At 34.1% G+C, this 18,881-nt stretch carries 31 protein-coding genes; all 31 read left to right on the top strand.

Annotated elements, in window-relative coordinates; all coding sequences use genetic code 11:
- Positions 1-45: 45 nt before the first annotated feature.
- The 31 genes from zwf (at position 46) to ADF75_RS04560 (ending at position 18,715) form a co-directional block, all read left to right on the top strand.
- Entirely contained in the window at positions 46-1,512 is a 1,467-nt protein-coding gene (gene zwf, locus ADF75_RS04700; protein WP_048789369.1) for a glucose-6-phosphate dehydrogenase, read from the top strand.
- 131 nt (positions 1,513-1,643) lie between these two features.
- A complete protein-coding gene (locus ADF75_RS04695) occupies positions 1,644-2,288 on the top strand; it encodes an Imm43 family immunity protein (protein WP_048789331.1) in 645 nt (214 codons plus the stop codon).
- Positions 2,289-2,304: 16 nt separating this feature from the next.
- Positions 2,305-2,988: a hypothetical protein gene (locus tag ADF75_RS04690; RefSeq protein ID WP_048789330.1), complete on the top strand. Its 684-nt coding sequence runs from the start codon at positions 2,305-2,307 to the stop codon at positions 2,986-2,988.
- A gap of 162 nt (positions 2,989-3,150) precedes the next feature.
- The gene (locus ADF75_RS04685) at positions 3,151-3,507 is read left to right on the top strand and encodes a hypothetical protein (protein ID WP_048789329.1); all 357 of its coding nucleotides are present in this window, start codon (positions 3,151-3,153) and stop codon (positions 3,505-3,507) included.
- 455 nt (positions 3,508-3,962) lie between these two features.
- On the top strand, positions 3,963-4,484 hold the full coding sequence (locus ADF75_RS10820) for a type IV secretion protein Rhs (RefSeq protein WP_053090538.1): 522 nt from the start codon (positions 3,963-3,965) through the stop codon (positions 4,482-4,484).
- Positions 4,448-4,918: a hypothetical protein gene (locus ADF75_RS04675; RefSeq protein WP_152902320.1), complete on the top strand. Its 471-nt coding sequence runs from the start codon at positions 4,448-4,450 to the stop codon at positions 4,916-4,918. Before ADF75_RS10820 ends, ADF75_RS04675 begins: the two co-directional genes overlap by 37 nt.
- Positions 4,919-5,113: 195 nt before the next feature.
- Complete coding sequence (locus tag ADF75_RS04670) at positions 5,114-5,518, top strand: immunity 22 family protein (protein WP_048789326.1); 405 nt, start codon at positions 5,114-5,116, stop codon at positions 5,516-5,518.
- A 355-nt stretch (positions 5,519-5,873) separates the two neighbouring features.
- Positions 5,874-5,942 carry a hypothetical protein gene (locus tag ADF75_RS10900; RefSeq protein WP_349675233.1) on the top strand — a complete coding sequence of 23 codons (69 nt, stop codon included), beginning with the start codon at positions 5,874-5,876 and terminating at the stop codon, positions 5,940-5,942.
- Between the two features lie 47 nt (positions 5,943-5,989).
- Positions 5,990-6,454, top strand: coding sequence for a hypothetical protein (locus ADF75_RS04660; RefSeq protein ID WP_239665205.1), 465 nt, complete (start codon positions 5,990-5,992; stop codon positions 6,452-6,454).
- 63 nt (positions 6,455-6,517) lie between these two features.
- Positions 6,518-7,153, top strand: coding sequence for an RHS repeat-associated core domain-containing protein (locus ADF75_RS10235; RefSeq protein ID WP_342666688.1), 636 nt, complete (start codon positions 6,518-6,520; stop codon positions 7,151-7,153).
- A 9-nt stretch (positions 7,154-7,162) separates the two neighbouring features.
- Positions 7,163-7,495 (top strand): hypothetical protein, encoded by a 333-nt coding sequence (locus ADF75_RS04650; RefSeq protein ID WP_048789323.1) that lies wholly within the window; start codon positions 7,163-7,165, stop codon positions 7,493-7,495.
- Between the two features lie 274 nt (positions 7,496-7,769).
- Entirely contained in the window at positions 7,770-8,459 is a 690-nt protein-coding gene (locus ADF75_RS04645; RefSeq protein ID WP_048789322.1) for a hypothetical protein, read from the top strand.
- A gap of 93 nt (positions 8,460-8,552) precedes the next feature.
- Positions 8,553-8,891 (top strand): hypothetical protein, encoded by a 339-nt coding sequence (locus tag ADF75_RS04640; RefSeq protein WP_082162656.1) that lies wholly within the window; start codon positions 8,553-8,555, stop codon positions 8,889-8,891.
- Positions 8,892-9,076: 185 nt separating this feature from the next.
- A complete protein-coding gene (locus ADF75_RS10720) occupies positions 9,077-9,775 on the top strand; it encodes a hypothetical protein (RefSeq protein WP_204372579.1) in 699 nt (232 codons plus the stop codon).
- Positions 9,762-10,178, top strand: coding sequence for a cytochrome C biogenesis protein (locus tag ADF75_RS04630; RefSeq protein WP_239665204.1), 417 nt, complete (start codon positions 9,762-9,764; stop codon positions 10,176-10,178). Before ADF75_RS10720 ends, ADF75_RS04630 begins: the two co-directional genes overlap by 14 nt.
- A 134-nt stretch (positions 10,179-10,312) precedes the next feature.
- A complete protein-coding gene (locus ADF75_RS04625; RefSeq protein WP_048789320.1) occupies positions 10,313-10,876 on the top strand; it encodes a DUF4303 domain-containing protein in 564 nt (187 codons plus the stop codon).
- A 76-nt stretch (positions 10,877-10,952) separates the two neighbouring features.
- Entirely contained in the window at positions 10,953-11,246 is a 294-nt protein-coding gene (locus ADF75_RS04620) for a hypothetical protein (RefSeq protein WP_048789319.1), read from the top strand.
- Between the two features lie 212 nt (positions 11,247-11,458).
- Positions 11,459-11,518, top strand: a complete 60-nt coding sequence (locus ADF75_RS10715; protein ID WP_239665208.1) for a hypothetical protein — start codon at positions 11,459-11,461, stop codon at positions 11,516-11,518.
- On the top strand, positions 11,497-11,652 hold the full coding sequence (locus ADF75_RS10710; protein ID WP_239665207.1) for an RHS repeat-associated core domain-containing protein: 156 nt from the start codon (positions 11,497-11,499) through the stop codon (positions 11,650-11,652). The genes ADF75_RS10715 and ADF75_RS10710 overlap by 22 nt, the downstream gene beginning before the upstream one ends.
- A 12-nt stretch (positions 11,653-11,664) precedes the next feature.
- Positions 11,665-12,117: an HYD1 signature containing ADP-ribosyltransferase family protein gene (locus ADF75_RS04615; RefSeq protein WP_048789318.1), complete on the top strand. Its 453-nt coding sequence runs from the start codon at positions 11,665-11,667 to the stop codon at positions 12,115-12,117.
- Between the two features lie 2 nt (positions 12,118-12,119).
- Complete coding sequence (locus ADF75_RS04610) at positions 12,120-12,545, top strand: hypothetical protein (protein ID WP_048789317.1); 426 nt, start codon at positions 12,120-12,122, stop codon at positions 12,543-12,545.
- A 192-nt stretch (positions 12,546-12,737) separates the two neighbouring features.
- Positions 12,738-13,106, top strand: coding sequence for an RHS domain-containing protein (locus ADF75_RS10815; protein ID WP_239665203.1), 369 nt, complete (start codon positions 12,738-12,740; stop codon positions 13,104-13,106).
- A gap of 477 nt (positions 13,107-13,583) precedes the next feature.
- Entirely contained in the window at positions 13,584-13,868 is a 285-nt protein-coding gene (locus tag ADF75_RS04600; RefSeq protein ID WP_033629679.1) for a type II toxin-antitoxin system RelB/DinJ family antitoxin, read from the top strand.
- Complete coding sequence (locus ADF75_RS04595) at positions 13,858-14,211, top strand: type II toxin-antitoxin system RelE/ParE family toxin (protein WP_048789316.1); 354 nt, start codon at positions 13,858-13,860, stop codon at positions 14,209-14,211. Before ADF75_RS04600 ends, ADF75_RS04595 begins: the two co-directional genes overlap by 11 nt.
- 408 nt (positions 14,212-14,619) lie before the next feature.
- Positions 14,620-15,195 carry a DUF416 family protein gene (locus tag ADF75_RS04590; protein WP_048789315.1) on the top strand — a complete coding sequence of 192 codons (576 nt, stop codon included), beginning with the start codon at positions 14,620-14,622 and terminating at the stop codon, positions 15,193-15,195.
- Positions 15,196-15,229: 34 nt separating this feature from the next.
- A complete protein-coding gene (locus ADF75_RS10810) occupies positions 15,230-15,826 on the top strand; it encodes a hypothetical protein (RefSeq protein WP_236127872.1) in 597 nt (198 codons plus the stop codon).
- Positions 15,827-16,054: 228 nt separating this feature from the next.
- Positions 16,055-16,447, top strand: coding sequence for a hypothetical protein (locus ADF75_RS04580; RefSeq protein ID WP_048789314.1), 393 nt, complete (start codon positions 16,055-16,057; stop codon positions 16,445-16,447).
- Positions 16,448-16,697: 250 nt separating this feature from the next.
- Complete coding sequence (locus ADF75_RS04575; protein ID WP_048789313.1) at positions 16,698-17,150, top strand: hypothetical protein; 453 nt, start codon at positions 16,698-16,700, stop codon at positions 17,148-17,150.
- 92 nt (positions 17,151-17,242) lie between these two features.
- The gene (locus ADF75_RS04570; protein ID WP_045615712.1) at positions 17,243-17,554 is read left to right on the top strand and encodes a hypothetical protein; all 312 of its coding nucleotides are present in this window, start codon (positions 17,243-17,245) and stop codon (positions 17,552-17,554) included.
- 295 nt (positions 17,555-17,849) lie between these two features.
- Positions 17,850-18,326: a hypothetical protein gene (locus ADF75_RS04565; protein WP_048789312.1), complete on the top strand. Its 477-nt coding sequence runs from the start codon at positions 17,850-17,852 to the stop codon at positions 18,324-18,326.
- 71 nt (positions 18,327-18,397) lie between these two features.
- Positions 18,398-18,715 (top strand): hypothetical protein, encoded by a 318-nt coding sequence (locus ADF75_RS04560; protein WP_048789311.1) that lies wholly within the window; start codon positions 18,398-18,400, stop codon positions 18,713-18,715.
- Positions 18,716-18,881 lie beyond the last annotated feature (166 nt).

Here is an 18,881-nt window from a genome sequence, read left to right as displayed (position 1 = left end):
TTTATGGTAAAATATGGTTTATCAAGTTAGAAAATAGGTATGATCATGTCATCTAAAGTTATTGTAACAATTTTCGGTGCTAGTGGAGATTTGGCTAAACGCAAGCTCTACCCTTCACTCTTTAGACTTTATAAATCAGGTAATCTATCTGATCATTTTGCTGTTATCGGAACTGCTCGTAGACCATGGAGTAAAGAATATTTCGAATCTGTTGTTGTCGAATCTATCTTGGACTTGGCAGATAGCGCAGAAGAGGCTCAAGCATTTGCTAGTCATTTTTACTACCAAAGTCACGATGTTAATGACACTGAGCACTACATCGAATTACGCAAGCTTCAGGCTGAGTTAAACGAAAAATATCAGACTGAGCACAACAAGCTTTTCTTCCTCTCAATGGCACCTCAGTTCTTTGGTACCATCGCCAAGCACCTCAAATCAGAGCAGATTGTTGACGGTAAAGGCTTTGAACGTTTGATTGTTGAAAAACCTTTTGGAACAGACTATGAGACTGCAAGTAAACTAAACGAAGAACTCCTTGCTACTTTTAACGAAGATCAAATCTATCGTATTGACCACTATCTCGGTAAGGAAATGATTCAAAGTATTTTTGCCATCCGCTTTGCCAATATGATTTTTGAAAATGTTTGGAATCGTGAGCACATCGATAATGTGCAAATTACCTTTGCAGAACGTCTAGGTGTTGAAGAGCGTGGTGGCTACTATGATGAGTCTGGCGCCCTTCGTGATATGGTTCAAAACCATACTCTCCAACTTCTATCACTCCTTGCCATGGACAAACCTGCAAGCTTTACAAAGGATGACATTCGCGCAGAGAAAATCAAGGTCTTCAAGAACCTTTACCAACCTACAGACGAAGAACTCAAAGAACAATTCATCCGCGGCCAATATCGTTCTGGTAAAGTTGATGGCATGAAATACATCTCTTACCGTAGCGAACCAAATGTCAACCCTGAATCTATGACAGAAACCTTTGCTTCTGGTGCTTTCTTTGTTGACACTGATCGCTTCCGTGGTGTACCTTTCTTCTTCCGTACAGGTAAACGCCTAACTGAAAAAGGAACACACGTGAACATTGTCTTCAAGCAAATGGATTCCATTTTCGGTGAACCTCTAGCACCAAACGTGCTTACCATCTATATCCAACCTACTGAAGGATTCTCTCTTAGCCTTAATGGTAAGAAGGTGGGTGAAGAGTTTAGCCTTGCGCCAAATTCTCTTGACTATCGCACAGATGCGACTGCTACAGGTGCTTCACCAGATCCATATGAAAAACTGATCTATGATGTTTTAAACAATAATTCAACCAACTTTAGCCACTGGGATGAAGTGAGCGCATCATGGAAATTGATTGACCGTATTGAGAAACTTTGGGCAGAAAATGGTGCTCCACTCCATGACTACAAGGCTGGTAGCATGGGACCTCAAGCTAGCTTTGATTTACTAGAAAAATATGGAGCCAAATGGACATGGCAACCTGATACAAAGCTCTAACCAAAGAAGCGACGTCCTCCATTACGTCTACGACAAAATCGGACAGATTGAAAAAACGTTTGAGTAAGTCCATATCTGTTGGAGGATGTTCATCTGCCAATTCACCAAAACGATTAGATTAGGAGGGTATTATGAAAAAGTTATTAGTATGGGGATATGCTCTGCAAAGTATGGATAAAGCAGAAAAAATGGGGTTGCCACGAGTAAGTAGTGGAGTCCTAGGGATATCAGAGGAATTCAACCCTAAAAAAACGCATCCTGATTTTGACTTTCCATGGAGTTGGTTCGTAAAGGGGCAAGAAATTCCTCCGATGCCTGAAAAGGTTTATGTCTGCTTAAAGAAAGCAAGAGGTGTTACTTTTGATTTTCTTACATATAATGATTTTTTTATCATGTCAGCGCGCTTTTTGGAATTTATAAAAAAATATGGGTTTGATCATGATTTTGGTATGAGCAAGGCAATTATTGTCAATACAAAAGGCGAGCTATTGACGAATGAAGTCTATTATTTGGTAAGAATAGTTAGCTGGGAAATTGAGGATGAAATTGTTTATCCAGATTTAGGAAGAGATGAAAAAGGTTTTTCGCTGGAGGCATATACTAATTCAGATAAGGATATTTTGCTGTCTTCCAAGTATAAGTATATGGATGCATTTATGGTGTCAGAAAATTTAAAAGAAAAAATATTGGAAAATTTTTCTTTGCCTTTTCTTTATACTTTGAAGGAATGGAAGGAGCAAAATTATTATGAATTTATTGGATTTGATGAATTATAGCAAAAAGGAAATTTAAATGTCAAAATTACTTTTTACTTCTTCTAAAACACCACATAGTATTGGTTATATTGGAGGAGGGGCTGAACATATTCCGTTAGAATTATGGCCTAAAATTCCAAATTCTGATGCCTATCAAACGCATCTATTTACTCTTTATTCTGACTTTTTACCTGAAAATGTATTCCCTCGTAGAAATTATTATATCTCTGTTTTTATTTCTATAGAGGAGCATGTACTGGGAGGAGTAAAAGACTCTATTTCATCTAAATATACTGTTAATTGTCAGGATGGTTTGATTTTACTAAATGATGGTTTTAGTTGCGCTATCCTTTATGAAAAGGAACAAGCTATCAACAATCAAGATTTGGGAAATATTTCTTTGGAAAGAAAATTTTTTGAAAGGCTTGATGAAGTAGATAAAGAAGCTGATACAAAATACAATGAAGATGAACATTTATTCTTTGAAGATAATGGGATGGGCTTGGATGTATCCAAAATTTTTGGTAATCCTTATTTTGAACAAGATATAATATATCCTTCTCCTAAGTTTAGTTTTTGCTTGCAATTATTAGAAGAAGATATAGATAAAAAGTTACATATTTTTCAGAATGGTATTGGTTATTTTTATTATGACCAAAATATTAAGAAAAAACTTCTATCTGGAAGTCAAGCAGGTATTTTCTTTATTCAAAATACTTAATAATTAATATGAAACCTTCAGTTTCAACTTAGCAAGCCGTAGCCTGCAAAACCTCCAATCCCGACGTAGGGTGTGAGCGGTACGCACGCGTTTTCTGTTTTTCAGATGACCACTGTAATGAAATAAAATTTAAATTAAATTTTAAATAATTGAGAAAATAAGATGGATATGTCAATTATTGTGAATGATAATGGAGATATTAGTTTTTTTGCCAATATCAAAGATGCAGAATTATATTTAGAACCAGACGATATCAAACAAAATTTCTATGAAATATTTAATAGAAATGGAGATTTATTAAAACCAATTATATTAAAAAATAGTAAAAAATTTCTTTTTGGTAACTTTATAAAGGAGAATATACAAATAACACCACATATTCCTAATATAAATGATAGAGAATATTTATTCGAACTATTGTTAAATTTTTGTAATAATATTAAAGTTGAAGTTCCAAAGGAAATTAATCTAAATGATTTAATTGATAAATTGATCAAAGAAATTGGCTTTACTAAATAATCGTATACCGACGACAGCAAAGAAACCTTCGGCTGCGATGCCGCAGGTCGTCTGAAAACCCATACCGACGGCGAAGGCCATACCACTTCCTACGAATACGGCCAGGACGGTCTGCCGACCCGACGCACCAATGCCTTGTGCCATACCTTCGGCTACCACTACGACAAAGCCCGCCGCCTAAAAAGACGCATCCCCGCTTTCAGACGACCTCGACAGCCAAACCCCGCTGCGGATAACCGAGTTCAAACGCGATATATTGGGACGCCTAATCCATACCCTCGCCCGCGACGGCGGCTACAAGGTTCAGGAAGCCGCTTACCAATACGACTTGGACGGCAATCTCTTATGGTACGGCGAATACACCACATGGGGTCGTCTGAAAGTAGAAACCAAGGTAACAGATAGCGCATCAGCCCTTCCGCCTGCAAAACCAGTATTGCGACCGTGAAACGGGGATGCAATACAACTTCTTCAAATACAATGAGCCTGATGCGGGTCGGTTTGTGAATCAGGATCCGATAGGGTTGCTGGGCGCAGGGGATAACCTTTATCAGTTTGCTGTAAATGCTCAAAGTTGGATTGTTCCGTTGGGTTTAATCAGACCACCAAAATCTGGTCGTTATCATGGTCCTAAACCTGAATATGAGAATCCTGGACATCATCAGCCCGGCTCTGGTTCTTTTAGAGGTGGAGGTGCGGGGCATATATCTATATTACCTCCTCATACCGAGGAGTTATACAAACATGCAATTCCTGATTCACAAGGTTTGCATTGGTATGCTGTTGATGATGAAGGTGTAGTTCATAGGTTTGGGAATAGCAACGATGGAAAAGTTCACTGGAATGGTGATACAAGTCAAGGAAGAGGAATTCCAATTCCTCCTGATGTTAAAAAACGTATAGATGAAATGAAAAAGGATGGAAAAGTAGTTCCATCTCCATGCAAAAATCAGGGGAAAAAGAATCGCAAAAAATGAAGATAAATACTAAGTTAACTATGGAAAATAAAAATCAATATTCCTTTGTAAATGTTTTAATCTTTTTAGGCAATATTGTTTTAGGATCTAAAGAAAATTTTGATTTGAAGGGAACGGTTCTCCTTGATTTTTCGAATATTATTGAAAATATAGATTCACTTATACATACTGAAAGCTACTTAGATTTAAAAAATATAATTGATTTAGATGTGATTGATTGGGATGAGTACTATTGTTCAACAAATGACTTATTACCAAGAGGAGCAAGTTTATTTGATGGCGATAAATTACTGGTCTTTAAAATAAAGAATGATGAGTTTATAGCAATTTGTAAGCCGTACAATCGAGAAACTGTTGTTATCCACCCCTTTCCAATAATTTCTTATTTGAGAGAAATAAAGAAATTGACAAATAAATTGATGAATTTTAACTAATTTATGGAATGGTAAGACGTAACCCGCATAATTTTTTAAATTCATAGGTAGCAAGCCGTAGCCTGCACAAAACCTCCAATCCCGACGTGGGGTGTGAGCGGTACGCACGCACGCGGCTTTTTTGGTTTATAGACGGCCTCTGTAATGAAATAATTTTTAAATTAAATTTTCAATAACTGAGAAAGGACGATTAAAATGCTTGATTCAGATACAAAAAATATGATTTCTGTATGGATAGGAACATCAAATAAGACGTTAGATGAATTTAATAAATACACTGAAGGAATGGAAGATTCAGATTCTCAATGTCCAGCATTTGCAGATTTTGGGGTTTCATTTATTGATTCAGACTTTTTTGTAGCTTTTCGTACCAAAAACGGAGAGATTGTTCCAATTGAAATTTTAGCTGAAGAAATTGGTACGCATTCGAAAAAAGCCACAGAAGAAATTATAAGAGCATCTAAAGAAAAAGGTGTGAATGAAGGGAATTCTTTGTATTATTATGCAAACGCTACTTTTGAACCCGATGATCCAGAAAAACTTTATAATGACTTAAAATTTATAGGAACGTTTAAAGATCCTAGAAAAAAATATCGCTAGTGATAGTGAAACATTAGTCAGGATAAAGGCCGTCTGAAAGTTTGTTTTTCAGATGGCCTTAAACAAAATTAGATTAACGGCAATCTGATGGTTGCACCATCGACTACGCCTACGACCCTTTCGGCAGACGCCTTTCCAAAGAATGGCAAGACAAACTCGCCTGGACGAGTACCGAACCGAAACGCACCCACTTCGTCTGGGACGGCGCCACCTCTTGCAGGAAGTCCAACCGGACGGCAGATATACCTATCTCTACACCGATCCCGACAGCTACGAACCCTTGGCACAGGTCCGCAACTAGACCAACGAAGACGGCGAGAGCCGCCAACAAACCCACTACTTCCACTGCGATCAAATCGGCATCCCGCGTGAGATGACCGATAAGGACAGCAAGCTCTTGTGGTTCGGCAACTATACCGGCTAGAAAAATCACTATAAATGTAAAAGTTATCTAACATAATGGAGGTAAATATGCCCTTCCTGAAGATTACCTACAGAGATTATCCTAAAAAAGGATTGTTCAAAAAACTCTATCGAGAAAACATCTATAAAATAGAGGAATTTAAAGAGGAATTTAAGTATTACGAATATACCCCAATAGAGAAAATTATTATTGATGAACATCATTTAGTACCATTCATCTTTTTTTCACCAGAAGGAATAAATTATTTAATGCCTAAAATTATTGATGGTATCAGCAATGGCATTAGAAATGATGATATTCCAGTAAATATAGAAGAATTTATTATAAATATACCTACCGCAGAAAACATCAGTCATGCTTTAAATCTCTTAAAAAAAGATGAGCTTATAATTCTTAAAAAGTATTTAGAAAGAATATTATTTGGGGGCTCAACAAATTTGATACAGCAAATAGGTGAACATTATTTATTCAGAAGTATTGAATATCTCGAAAAGTTAATAAATAATTCCTAAACCTACTTATTATTTTGTTAATCGAATACATAAGCTAAAGGTTTCTAGAAAAATAGCCGTAGATTGGTTAAAGGTCTAACAATCTTGCAAGGTCGTCTGAAAGAGGAATCCAAGGTAACGGATAGCGCTCACCAATCCTTCTGCATGCAAAACCAGTATTGCGACCTTGAAACGGGGCTGCACTACAACTTCATCAGGTATTACGAGCCTGATGTAGGGCGATTGGTGAATCAGGATCCGATTGGGTTGTGGGGCGGGAATAATTTTTATTGGTTTGCACCTAATGCACAGGAGTGGGTGGATTGGCTTGGATTACATTCTGATCCAGATTTATTGAATAGAATTAATAAAGTTGCTGCTGCAATGTCAGAAGGAGATAGGTCTCGTACAACTTATGCTTTGGCGAGAGTGACAACAAGTTCTGGTCGTAGCGAAATTTGGATAGCATCAGCGGGGAAAAAAGGATGGGTATCAAGGGCACTACAAAGAATAGTTGGTTCTGATGAAGTAATTAATAATGTACACCGAAGTAATAAAAATCATTTAAATGATGCAGAACGTAAACTAATGAGGGAAGCAAGAAAAAGAGGAGCAAAAATTGAATCAATAGGAGCTACTAGACCAATGTGTGGTAGATGTCAAAAAGGCGCAAGAAGTATGGGAATTTTGCGAAGAGTAATTACAGCTTTAAAAAGATAGGAATTAACTATGGAACCTCAAGAATTAACTAATGAAATTTTATTAGAAAGTATTTTGGATTGCACTGATTTTGTATCAAATGAAGTTCCTAATCTATACAAATCGGTAAAAAAATCTCTGCCTAAAAGCGATGAAATATTTTTTATGAATTTTGTTGAAGATGAAAACAAAGAGGATAATTATTATGGATATGTCTATGATAAAAAAAATACAGTAATGTATGAATATTCTTTTCAAGATAGTAAACTATTGAAAAATAGTAAATTGTCTCTTATTGAAAAGGATGTTAGTAAGTTAACTACAAAAGATATTCTTGAGTTGCCTGCACTCAATTTATTGTAGCAAGCCGTAGACCACATGAAACTTCCAATCCCGACGTAGGGTATGTGCGATTGCACGCACGCGGTTTCTGCTTTTCAGACGACCTCAATCCTTTTTCGAGGTCGTCTGAAATATTTCTTCAATAACAATCTAAGCCAAGACCGCCTACAAATACGGCCAAGGCGGTTTGCCGACCCAACACGCCAAAAGGAGGAGGAACTATTTTAACTTCTAAAGGCAAAGTTGTTAATGTAAATGAAAGAGATATAACATTTATTTTATTGAGGCATAAAAAATGAAGAAAAAAATATTAAATAGCTTCTGCTCATATTTAGAAGCTAACCATATTTCATTTAAAAAACACGATTGTATTATTTCACTTTTTTTTAATGACATTTTTTTTGGAAAAATTAATTTCCAATTTAAAAAAGGTAAGCATGTAAAAATTGGGGCATTATGCTCATTTTCTATCGTTTCTTATATAAATGAGAAAAATATTCTAGACCAAAAATTTATAGAATTAAGTACAACTATCCCAAAATTTTATCCTGAAATAAACGATATTTTTGATGAGAATGACACACCAAGTAATTTTAAAGTACATGGCTCAGAACTTGGAAAATTTGATTCTATTTTTAAAGATTTTGGCATTATTTCTTTATATCCAGAAACATCCGAAAATGAAATAAATGAGATAATTATTGCTATATTCGATAATTATGTGTTACCAATGAAAAATTATTATTTCGGAAGTAATTTAGCAATAGAGGATATTTTAAAAAATCCTTCCTCATATAAATACCCGCTATCTACAATTTTACTAATAAGTCATTTACACAACTTGGAAATTAATAATTTCTTAAACATAAAAAATCCTAAAAAATTCCCTGATTCAAAGAATATATCTAAAATTTTAGATTTATTATTCGCACATAAAAAAAATATTGAGATACACAATGATAACAATAGTAAAAATGACCACTAGATTGAGTTAGTATGCGTAGCCCGCATGAAACTTCCAATCTCGCGGGATTCGATGCAATTATGCAATCTAAATCCATAAGGCCAAATAAAAAATATGACAGATAAAATTATGACACCATCGCATGTAGAAGGAAATCTTATGAAAAAATCCGGTCAATTTAAATTATGTGAAGAGTTGCAACTTATTCTAGATAAAGAATTAAAAGCAGGAAATACTTTACTTGAATCGCCATGTTGTACGAACTGGCCTCAGGAGGGAAGTATTTTTGCATCACTAGCAAATAGACTAACTGTTGGTAAGGAAGTTTTAACAGATGATGTTTATTATTCTATTAATGATGATGTTCACTATGGCTGGATTGATGAATGTGTATGCAAAATTCATCATGATTTATTAGTCGCAGGCAACTTAATTACAAATAAACATAAATGATTTGTTTTTAAGTAATTATAGCTTGTTAAAAGTAATTGTATTCGTTAATAACCTGATTTCCACGGCTACTGCTGCGACGGCTATTAGGAACAACTATTATTGAAGGCAAAGCTGCACCTCAAAGTTTGGGTTTTCTTGGCGAATAAACTCAAATATATTAATGACTTAGAAAGGTTAATCAGACAATGAATCAGGAGCAATTTATAAAAAAGATTAATATAGTTTTAGTCGAAATTGATAAAATGATTAATAATTGTGATGAATATAGTTATACAAATAAACAGCAGTTAGTTTCTATAAAAAATGAACTATACGACATGATTAATTATCTAAATTCAGAAAGTAATTTTCAACAAAAAAAAGGAAAAGAATTTTTGTTGTCTCGGATAGTAATTGATTCTTGGCCATTTAATAATGAGGTTGGTCAACTCCTTGTAGAATTAGAAGAAGATTTCAATTCTTTGACAAGAAAAAATATAAAAATGCCTAAGTTAAGAATTTTTAATGAAACTCCTTTAGACTTTCAAGAAAAATTTTTGTTTGACAAATGGGAAGTCAGCTACCTTAATTTGATGGAAGTAAATCAAGGTTCTCCCTTAGTTGGAAGTCTATCCATTAACGGTCAAGTTATTATTAAAGAACAGGGATTTGGAGGGCCTTTGTTGTATTTCAATAGAAAAATATATATTCCAGTTTTCATTAGACGATTTTTCGTTGTTGGATTTAGGCTTGCAACATTAAATTTAGATGATTTATCAATTGAGTATATTGGAGGTATCGAAGACTTGATTTATCTGAAAGAGATAAAAGGTAATAGAATTTATTTCTATACAGATATATATAAAAGCACAGAAAGGAATTTGACTTTATATGAACAAATATAACTCAAGGCTATGCTGTAAACATCATAGCCAAAGAACTTCCATATTAATTAAATTTAAAGAATTTATTCAAAAGTATTGGATAAGTATTTTAATTTCTTGGTTTTTCATTTGGTTATGGATGGCTTATTATGGGGATAACACGATAGTTAAGTTGGTCGTGTTTCCGATCATCTCTTTCTTTCTAGTTATTTTATTTCATTTAGAATTAGAAAGAAAAAATATTAAATATCTATCCATAATTCAAATGTTAATTGGGATGTTGCTAGGATTAGCCATACAAATCAAAAGGGAAAATTTTATGGTGTTTGAAGGATTAATATTTGGAGGAATCTGGGGGTTGACAATGCCTATTTGGGTAAAAATATTTTTGTTTTTAAGACAAAAAATAGGAGATTATGTATAACAAATCTCAAACAGATAGATACATGAGTAAGCAATTACCTAGAATTGGTGGTAAGGTTTTTGGAAAATACGGATTACGTAGTAAATGTGCATAGAAACTGATTGATAACAAAAATTTATAAAAGGAAAATTAAAATGAGTATTTTAAGTAATTATATAATTCAAGATTTAATTCAGAATGTATCTAAAGGAGTTACAGAGACATTTAAATTTGTATTAGAAAGATATAATTCTAATGAGGTTTTTGCCTATACATTATATATTGATGACTATTGTTCATATCTGGGTTGGACTGCTAACACTATTTCTCACTACGAAATAGAAAAAGTAAACTACCCAAAAGAAGAACATCCTTTTATTAAATGGTATTACCCTCAATTTGCAATAGGACTTGGAGAGGTTCCTGAGAAAATAGATAGTGTATTCAATAATGAGATTCAAAATATTCTTAACGATGCAAATACATTAATATCAGAAGATAATTTTGAGCAATATCAGGCAGAAGTATATGATACAATTATAGAAGGATTTAAAAAAGCGATAGAAAATATAGATAAGAAAAAAACAAAGAATGTCATATTTTTTGTTTCTATTGTAGATAGTGATAATGCTGAAATTATGGAAAATTATTCTGCTGAACAACTAAATTCATATGATAAATTTCTTACGTTCAAAAATAGATTTCAAAGCAAGCCGTAGAGCGGTTACTACTGGAAGTAATGGGGTTATTGTCGGTGTAAATTCGGCAGGTGGAATAATAAGATAGGACGATAAAATGAAAAAAATTAAATTGATGCCTGACTATGGCTGTTTTCCCATATGGGGTATGGAGGATGATAATTTTGGAAATATAGATCCATATTCTTTACCAATATCAAAGTCTCTTGCTGAAGAATTGTTGGAGTGGGCAAATAAATATGATAAAACCTTAAATATAGAAGAACCTCTAAACTCTGGCTTTGAAAATATAGAGAAAGAAAATATTTTTAAATACGAAGGTGAAAAATTATTTAAGAAACTCAAGTTGGAGTTAGGAGATCAATACACAGTTATATATCCAAGAATATGATTATTTGACATGTAATATCAGCCGCCCCAGTGGCAATATCCTGTAAGATAAAAATTCAGACGCCACCAAGCAAGCCGTAGCCAGCATGAAATCTCTAATCCTGACGTAAAGTCTTCGCAGTACGCAGGTACGCAACTGGACAACCGCAGACGGCGAAAAGCCGCCAACAAACCCACTACTTCTACTGCGACCAAATCGGCATCCTACGTGAGATGACCGATAAGGAGGCCAATCTGTTATGGTACGGCGAATACACCGCCTGGGACGTCTGAAAGAGGAAACCAAGGTAACGGATAGCGCTCACCAATCCTTCCGCCTGCAAAACCAGTATTGCGACCTTGAAACGGGACTGCATTACGACTTCTTCAGGTACTACGACCCGAACTGCGGACGATTTATCAATTAGGATCCGATTGGGTTGTTGGGCGGGGAGAATCTTTATTCGTTTGCGCCGAATGCTCAGATTTGGATTAATGTATGGGGATTAACAAGAGTTTATCATTATACAAATAGAGCAGGTTACAACGGTATTATTGGAGAAGGTGTTATCAGAGCTAAAGATCCGGGACGACGGGGAAAAGGCGCAATTAAGGGAAAAGCAAAAGGTGTTTATGTAACGACAATGAATCCGGAACAGTTAGATGCTTCTAAAGCGCGTGGGCAAATGGGATTAACTCAAGAAAAAAGTAAATACTATATTTCATTTGAGGTAGATGATGAAAAAATTAAACGTGTTGATAGGCAAGATGGAATAAAAAGACTGTATATTGAAGAAGATATTCATCTAAGAGATAGCAATGGAAAATTAAAAAGCGATGTACAACATGGTATTTGTGGTAGTACATCAAAAAAAGGAAAGGGAGGAAAATAAAAATGAGTTGGACAGAAGGTGAATTTTATCGTTTTTACACAGACAAAGAAATTAAAAATGTTTATAAAAAAATTACAGACATAGTAGAAAATAAACTAAAATTTAAGTATGAATATACAGAATTTAATGATGAAAAAAATTTATTATTTTATAAGAATAATAAAATGTTAAATTCCCATTTAAAAAAAGGTTACCACTTAAATAAAAACGGAGAAGGTTGTTTTGGTCTTGAAGGAAAAAGAGTTACGATGAATCAGGTGGTTAGTTTATACAAATTTGATGGATTATCCGACTTTGAACCTTACGATATTAATTTAATTTTTGAAAAAGCCTACTATTATTTATTAGTTTTGCCTGAGCCTATTGAAACATCAAAATTTTCAAAAGAAATATTTGATTTATTTTCGGATGCATTAAATAGCAAATAACTTTAAGCAAGCCATAACAAGTAGGTTGGATCAAGACCCAACACAAAGCCTGTAAGGCCATCTCTGAAACATCCGTTCTTTAACAATCCCATTACCAATTGATGCGTTGGTTGATATAGAGGTCATCTGAAAACCAACTTTCAGACGACCTCTACCAAATCGCCTCCCCCGACGGCGGCGCACGGCTGCTGTTTGCCGAAGTCGATTCCGGCTGTGGCATTTACCAACTGGTCGCCCAACTCGACCGCAACGGACGCATTGGGGCGGACGGAAGTGTACGGTTTCGACGAAAACCGCGAACTTATCTACCGCATCGACGCCGACGGACAGTGTAGCGACAGCGAACGTGACAGCTACGGCCACATTACCGTAGAACGCGATCCCCTCGGACGCGAAACTCGCCAGCAAACCCACTACTTCCACTGCGACCAAATCGGCATCCCGAGAGAAATGACCGATGAAGACGGCAACCTCTTGTGGTTTGACAACTACACCGCCTGGGGGCGTCTGAAAAAAGATGAGTGGTTTTATAAGAACGCACATTCCAAGAGATCCTTATAAAAAATTCATCTCAGGGATAACTATAACATCCATCTAATATAAAAAATCGCCTTATATTCTTCTTGTTATTGAGGATATTGATATCTTTAAAACTGGAGTTATTAACCTCTTTAATGACTTACTTGATCCTGATAAAAAGTACCTGATTTATCGTGATTTTATCAAAACATATCGCAATATGACTCCGATTGAAAAAATCGAATTTTTCAAAAAGAGGACCGTCGAGGAAATCGCAGCTAAAAAATAAGCTGTGGTATATATTTAGTGATGAAGCAACGCTATGTGAAAAACACTTTTTAGTTGGATGCTTCCATTTTCTGTATTACGCTTTCTTGACCGCTCAGTACGTCAGTCAACTAAAGCACTACGACCTCTATTGAAACAACTTAGTTCTGTCATCAAACAGAACTTTTTTTCTTGATTAGAATATATATCTAGTATATAATCAATCTATAACGTATAGATCGGAGATATATCATGGCTATAACTTTATCGAAACAATACAATTTTAAACTGAATGAAGCCACTATGGAACAAGCTCGAAAAATTATCAAGGAAAAGGGCATGACAATGACAGATGCTATTTCCTTATTTGTGGAGCAAATAGTCCTGGAGCAAGATTTGCCTATTAAGACGGCCGAAGATCTACATAGAGAACAGTTAATTGAAGAATTACAAGCCCAATCTGAGCGTGCTTTGAGAGAATACGAGGCAGGCGAAGGAACTTCCCTAGACGATATGAGGGTACGTTATGGCTTATAAAGTGATTGCTTCAAAAGAGGTCGAGGAAGCTATCGACAATATACACGACTATATAGCTACGGTACTTCTATCCCCTCAATCCGCCAAAAATACTGTGGCTAAAATCTTAGACAGCTTAAAAAGTTTAGAGATTTTTCCTGAAGCAGGCTTTGACGCTGATGAGAAAATTGGAGTAAAGATTAACAGCAAGTATCCCTCACGAGGAAAAATTATAGACCAATATGTTTTGCTTTACTTCATTGACCAAAACCGAAACACTGTTTTTTTATCTCACCTATTCCACACTAAAAGTGACTACGTCACTTTGTTACAAAAAGACAATAAAAAAAGGCCAAATACTTGAGACAACTTTCTTAAGTTTATAAGCTCCGAAACCTTAATTTTTGGTACCTTTTTGCTACCGTCTTGGTTTAACAATACGGTAAATATATAATATTTTACAGCTATATCCCCTTTAGAAACGTTGATTTAATAAAGATTTAAACACTATAGACTATATCTTTGTAAAATAATATAGTACCTAAGGTTCAGAGAACTTGGGCCGAGTCTAAAGGTATTACTGTTATAAATATGAAAGATGCTCACGCAGAAGAATCTTTAATCAAGTCAGGAAAAGGAATTACAGAAATTGAGGACTCACGTCCTATATGTCTTGATTGTAAAGATTTGATGAATGAAAAAGGTGTTAAAAGTTAAACTCCTAGTTCTAGTAAGAAAAGTAGAAAAAGACGTAACATAGGAAGGTGCTAATATGGAAAAATATGAAGAAAATGTAAAAAAGGAATTGGAAAATTTAACAAATACACAAAGATTACTTTTTGGAGCATGTTGCATCGATAGAATTTTACATTTCATAGCAGGTTTTGATTATTTTTTAGAAGAGAATCATATTAAAAGAATAACTAAGGAGCCATATCTTTCTTTATGTACTGATTGGCTAGATAGTATCTTTTTATATGTTAATATAAATAAAGATATTTCTTCTGATGAAATTGAAAAAACTCTGAATACATTAAATAAAATCATCCCCGATACAGAGGAGTTTCCAGATAACGTAGTTATCTTTACACAAAATTCTATGATAGGGTTATCATATCTATACGAGTTTATAAATAAAAATGAACTAATTTTTATTACGAATTGTAGTGATAAGGTAATTGAAACCATTGATGTTATGTATTACGAAACAGATTATGAACGGCTTGATATACATTATGAAGAAGATTACAAAATACAATTTAATTGTATTGAAATGATTAAAGCAGGGAAAGACATAACTGAATTACGTAAATATAATCAATTAACTAGAGTGAATAACAAGCCATAGCTCGCATGAAGCCTTCAATCTCGAAGTAGGATGTGTGCAGTACGCACATTTTCAGACGACTTCAAACCTTCATCAAGATCGTTTGAGAGATTTGTTTTTTGACAATCTCATTAATAATAAAAACACAGAAACTTCTGGATATAATTTACGAAATCGGCAGTCTGCAAGTTTTGCATATGGGGCAAGTCAAGCTGCTGATATTAAAGAAATGAAAATGTCTGGTTGGGTTACTCCTGCTTCGTTAGCTAAGAAAATTAATAAATTAAATGGTAAATATATTATGAAATCTATTTTAAGTTCAATTTTATCTCTAATAGGATCCTCCTCTTCTAAATTACCTTATGTTTCACATTACTCGTATGATTTTCAACATGGCTGGTTAAATATAATTGTATCAGAATATGATAGTCAAAAAACTTGTGGAAACATAGGTATAAGTAATAATGAGTTACAATATAAGCTTTTTTGTGGGAAAGAAAATGGAAAAGGAATGATTCCGTTAAGTAAAATAAAATTCAAATATGAGAAAGATATTTTTTCTGCTCAAAGTATTATAAGTGGAAAAATATTTTTTTCAGTTAAATGTACACAAGATCAATACAGATATATAGAAAAGTATCTTAAGAAATAAAACGGCAAAAAGACAATTAAATTCTGTACAAATATAGAATTTGTAATAATCTGAAGCAATCCGTAGTCAGTATGAAACCTCCAAGACATAAAGTGTGTGCGTTACGCACGAACCCTTGGCACAGGTACACAACTGGGCCAACGAAGAGGACCATTAATCCAAACATCTCAAGTACAAGCCATATTCAATAAAGTTGGTCAATTAGTTTCAATTTTGGGGGAAATTTAAATGAATAAAAAGTATAAAGTCAGTCCTGAATATATCAGACTTTTTCTTGGACTATTACACGAAGGTATAGATAGCAAACTTGAAGACTTATCAGGTCTAAATTTGGTTAATCGAGATAGCGTAAAGAGATTAGTAAAAGAATATCTGTACCCCGAGTATCAAAATTTTACAATATCAACCCAGTTCAGAATTAAAGAAAGTTTGAGATTTGGATTAAATTTCTGGACAGAAGAACGACTACATAATCAATTTCCTAGTACCGACGCAGCCTTTGAAATACCTAAACAAATGACCGCAAAAGAACTTTATAAGCAAATTTGGGATGATATGTTTAATAATGAAGATATCACTATTTCTGATATAACAAAATATCAGGAATCGAACCAAAATTAGCAATCCGTAGCCCGTACGAAACCTCCAATCCTGACGTAGGGCATGTGCGCGGTTTCCGCTTTTCAGACAGCTTCAGACGGCCTCGAAGAGGAAACTGGATTCGTTTGGGACGGCATCCACCTCTTCCAAGAAGTCTCCTCGGACGGCAGATATACCTATCCCGACAGCTACGAACCCTTGGCACAGGTACACAATCGGACCAACATGGTAATAAAGACTCTTTAAAGAATGCACATAAGAAGGAGAAATTATGTATTTAGATCAAGTAAATTATGAATTAAACAAACAAATCAATGATTTTGTATGTAACTCAAATGATGCTACTACGCCGGAGGAACGCATTGATATTCTCAATCAAGCATGGGAACTTTTACCTAAACCAGCCACTCAATTTGTTGAGCCTACTTCGGCAATCGCCTGTGGTGTTTCAGAAAATTATAAAAAATTAGGTGATTATCAAAAAGCCCTTGAGTGGATGTTAATTGCACTTGAGGCACGAAAAGATGAACCTGCAGCAGGTGTGTTTATATGGACAGGAATCGTTTATTACGAATTGGGTGATATGGAAAATGCTTATAAATATTTTGACCTAACTTATAATGAGCTACGTTACACACCTTTTTCTATGGAAGACAAAAAATATTGGCAATTTTATAAGCAACGTAAAGAAGAATTAAATCCTAAGAAAAAAACCAAAAAGTAAGATTCGATATTTTTAGACGATCTTTTTTGTACCGTACTTAACCGCTGCTACGCCTACGACCCGGATGTAGTATAACTAGAGGGAAATATACTATGAAATATCATATTGAAGATTTAAGAGACCAATTACATAACCATAACTGGATTGTTTTGAAAGAATCAGAAGGAAATGATTTAGATATATCAGAATTTTGGACCATTCGTCATAGATACCAACCAAACAAAACTTGTACTCTAGCTTTTGAAGGAATGGATGACTTGGAAGTTTTACCAATCGAAAAAAGTTATGCATGTTTTTTATCTGAAGAGCCAGCTATATCATTATACTTTTCTAAGAGCATTAAGTTATGGAAGAGAGATTTAAATACATTCATTTTAAATCTGAATTCTTTTATAATTTGCTAATTTTAAATCCTTCAAACTATATAAAGCTAATCAAAATCCAAATAACTGTAAATGTTTCTAGCAAGCGTAGGTTGGGTCAAGACCCAACAAAATATCAAGGTCGTCTGAAAAAGATGAGCGAGTTTACAAGTATGCGCACCAGTCGTTCAGATTGCAAAACATCCTTGTCCACATTGGCATGTAGCTACTGCCAAAATGGATGGAAATCTTAGTCAAAAAAGAAATAATGGGAATGGTACATTTTCTTGGGAGTAATACAAAGATAATGTAACCGTACAACATAGGAAATAATATCATGACAACTTTAGAAAATAAGATCTTTACTTTAAAACAGAATCATTTAATGAAAAAAATGAAAGAAATTCATTTTTTAAATAATTTAATTTCAGATTCTGAAAAAATTATTCCATATCCACTCTCATGTGAAATAATAAATCGTACTTTTACCCCCTATAGAAATATAGAATTATCAAAGGAAAATTTTAGTTTATCGATAAAAAATGAAATATTAAATTTTTTTACACCAGAGGAAAATGACATTGCTTATGTATACTTTTATGGAGGAATAAATGATTCGGCTGAAATACCAATAGAAGTATTCCCCTTGTTTATTATCAAAATAAAAAATATTAGCAATTGGCTAGAATTAATAAACAAACCTAATTTTTATTGTTTAAAATTATTTAGTCATAAAATAGATAAAGTTATCGATATATCTCTACTCGACAATGAGGAAGATGTGTTATCTATTTCTATTGGAGTGAACGCTTAACTATTTTAAAAATAAATAAACTATTCCAGCAGAAGCAATTCTTTGCTTTGTATAACTTAAAGGAGTTTACCATGAAAGAATTATTAGAAAAACTTGAAAATAATAGTTTTATTTATAAGGTCAGAATGGATCTTGAATTCGATGTAAAGGACTATCAAGAATTATTAAAAATTTTAAATGAAATAAAGCATTATACTCATAATCATAATCTAATTGAAAAAAGACTAGCATCTATTTTATATGAAATACCGAAATTAACACATATTTGGTATCTCAATTTAAAAGATGACCCAAATAAAAATGAATCTTCTATTGTTAATCAACTTGAAGATGCATGGATAGAGTTAGATGCAATAATTGGAGAGGAAATTCTTGGTCAAGGACAATAAACTCCTCTTAACAAACATAGATCATGGCTTAAACTTAACAAACAGTAGTCGTAGGTTAGGTCGAGTTCCACCAAATATCAAGAGTATCTGAAATCAATTTTCAGACGACCTCTTCCCTATGCTCTCCTCACTTGCTTCAACTATACCGGCTGGGGTCTTCTGAAAT

It is taken from the genome of Streptococcus sp. 1171_SSPC, assembly GCF_001069335.1.
In the GTDB taxonomy this organism is placed as follows: Bacteria; Bacillota; Bacilli; order Lactobacillales; family Streptococcaceae; genus Streptococcus; species Streptococcus xiaochunlingii.
The sequence above is the reverse complement of the archived record's forward strand: the minus strand, read 5'-3'. Positions and strand labels throughout refer to the sequence as shown.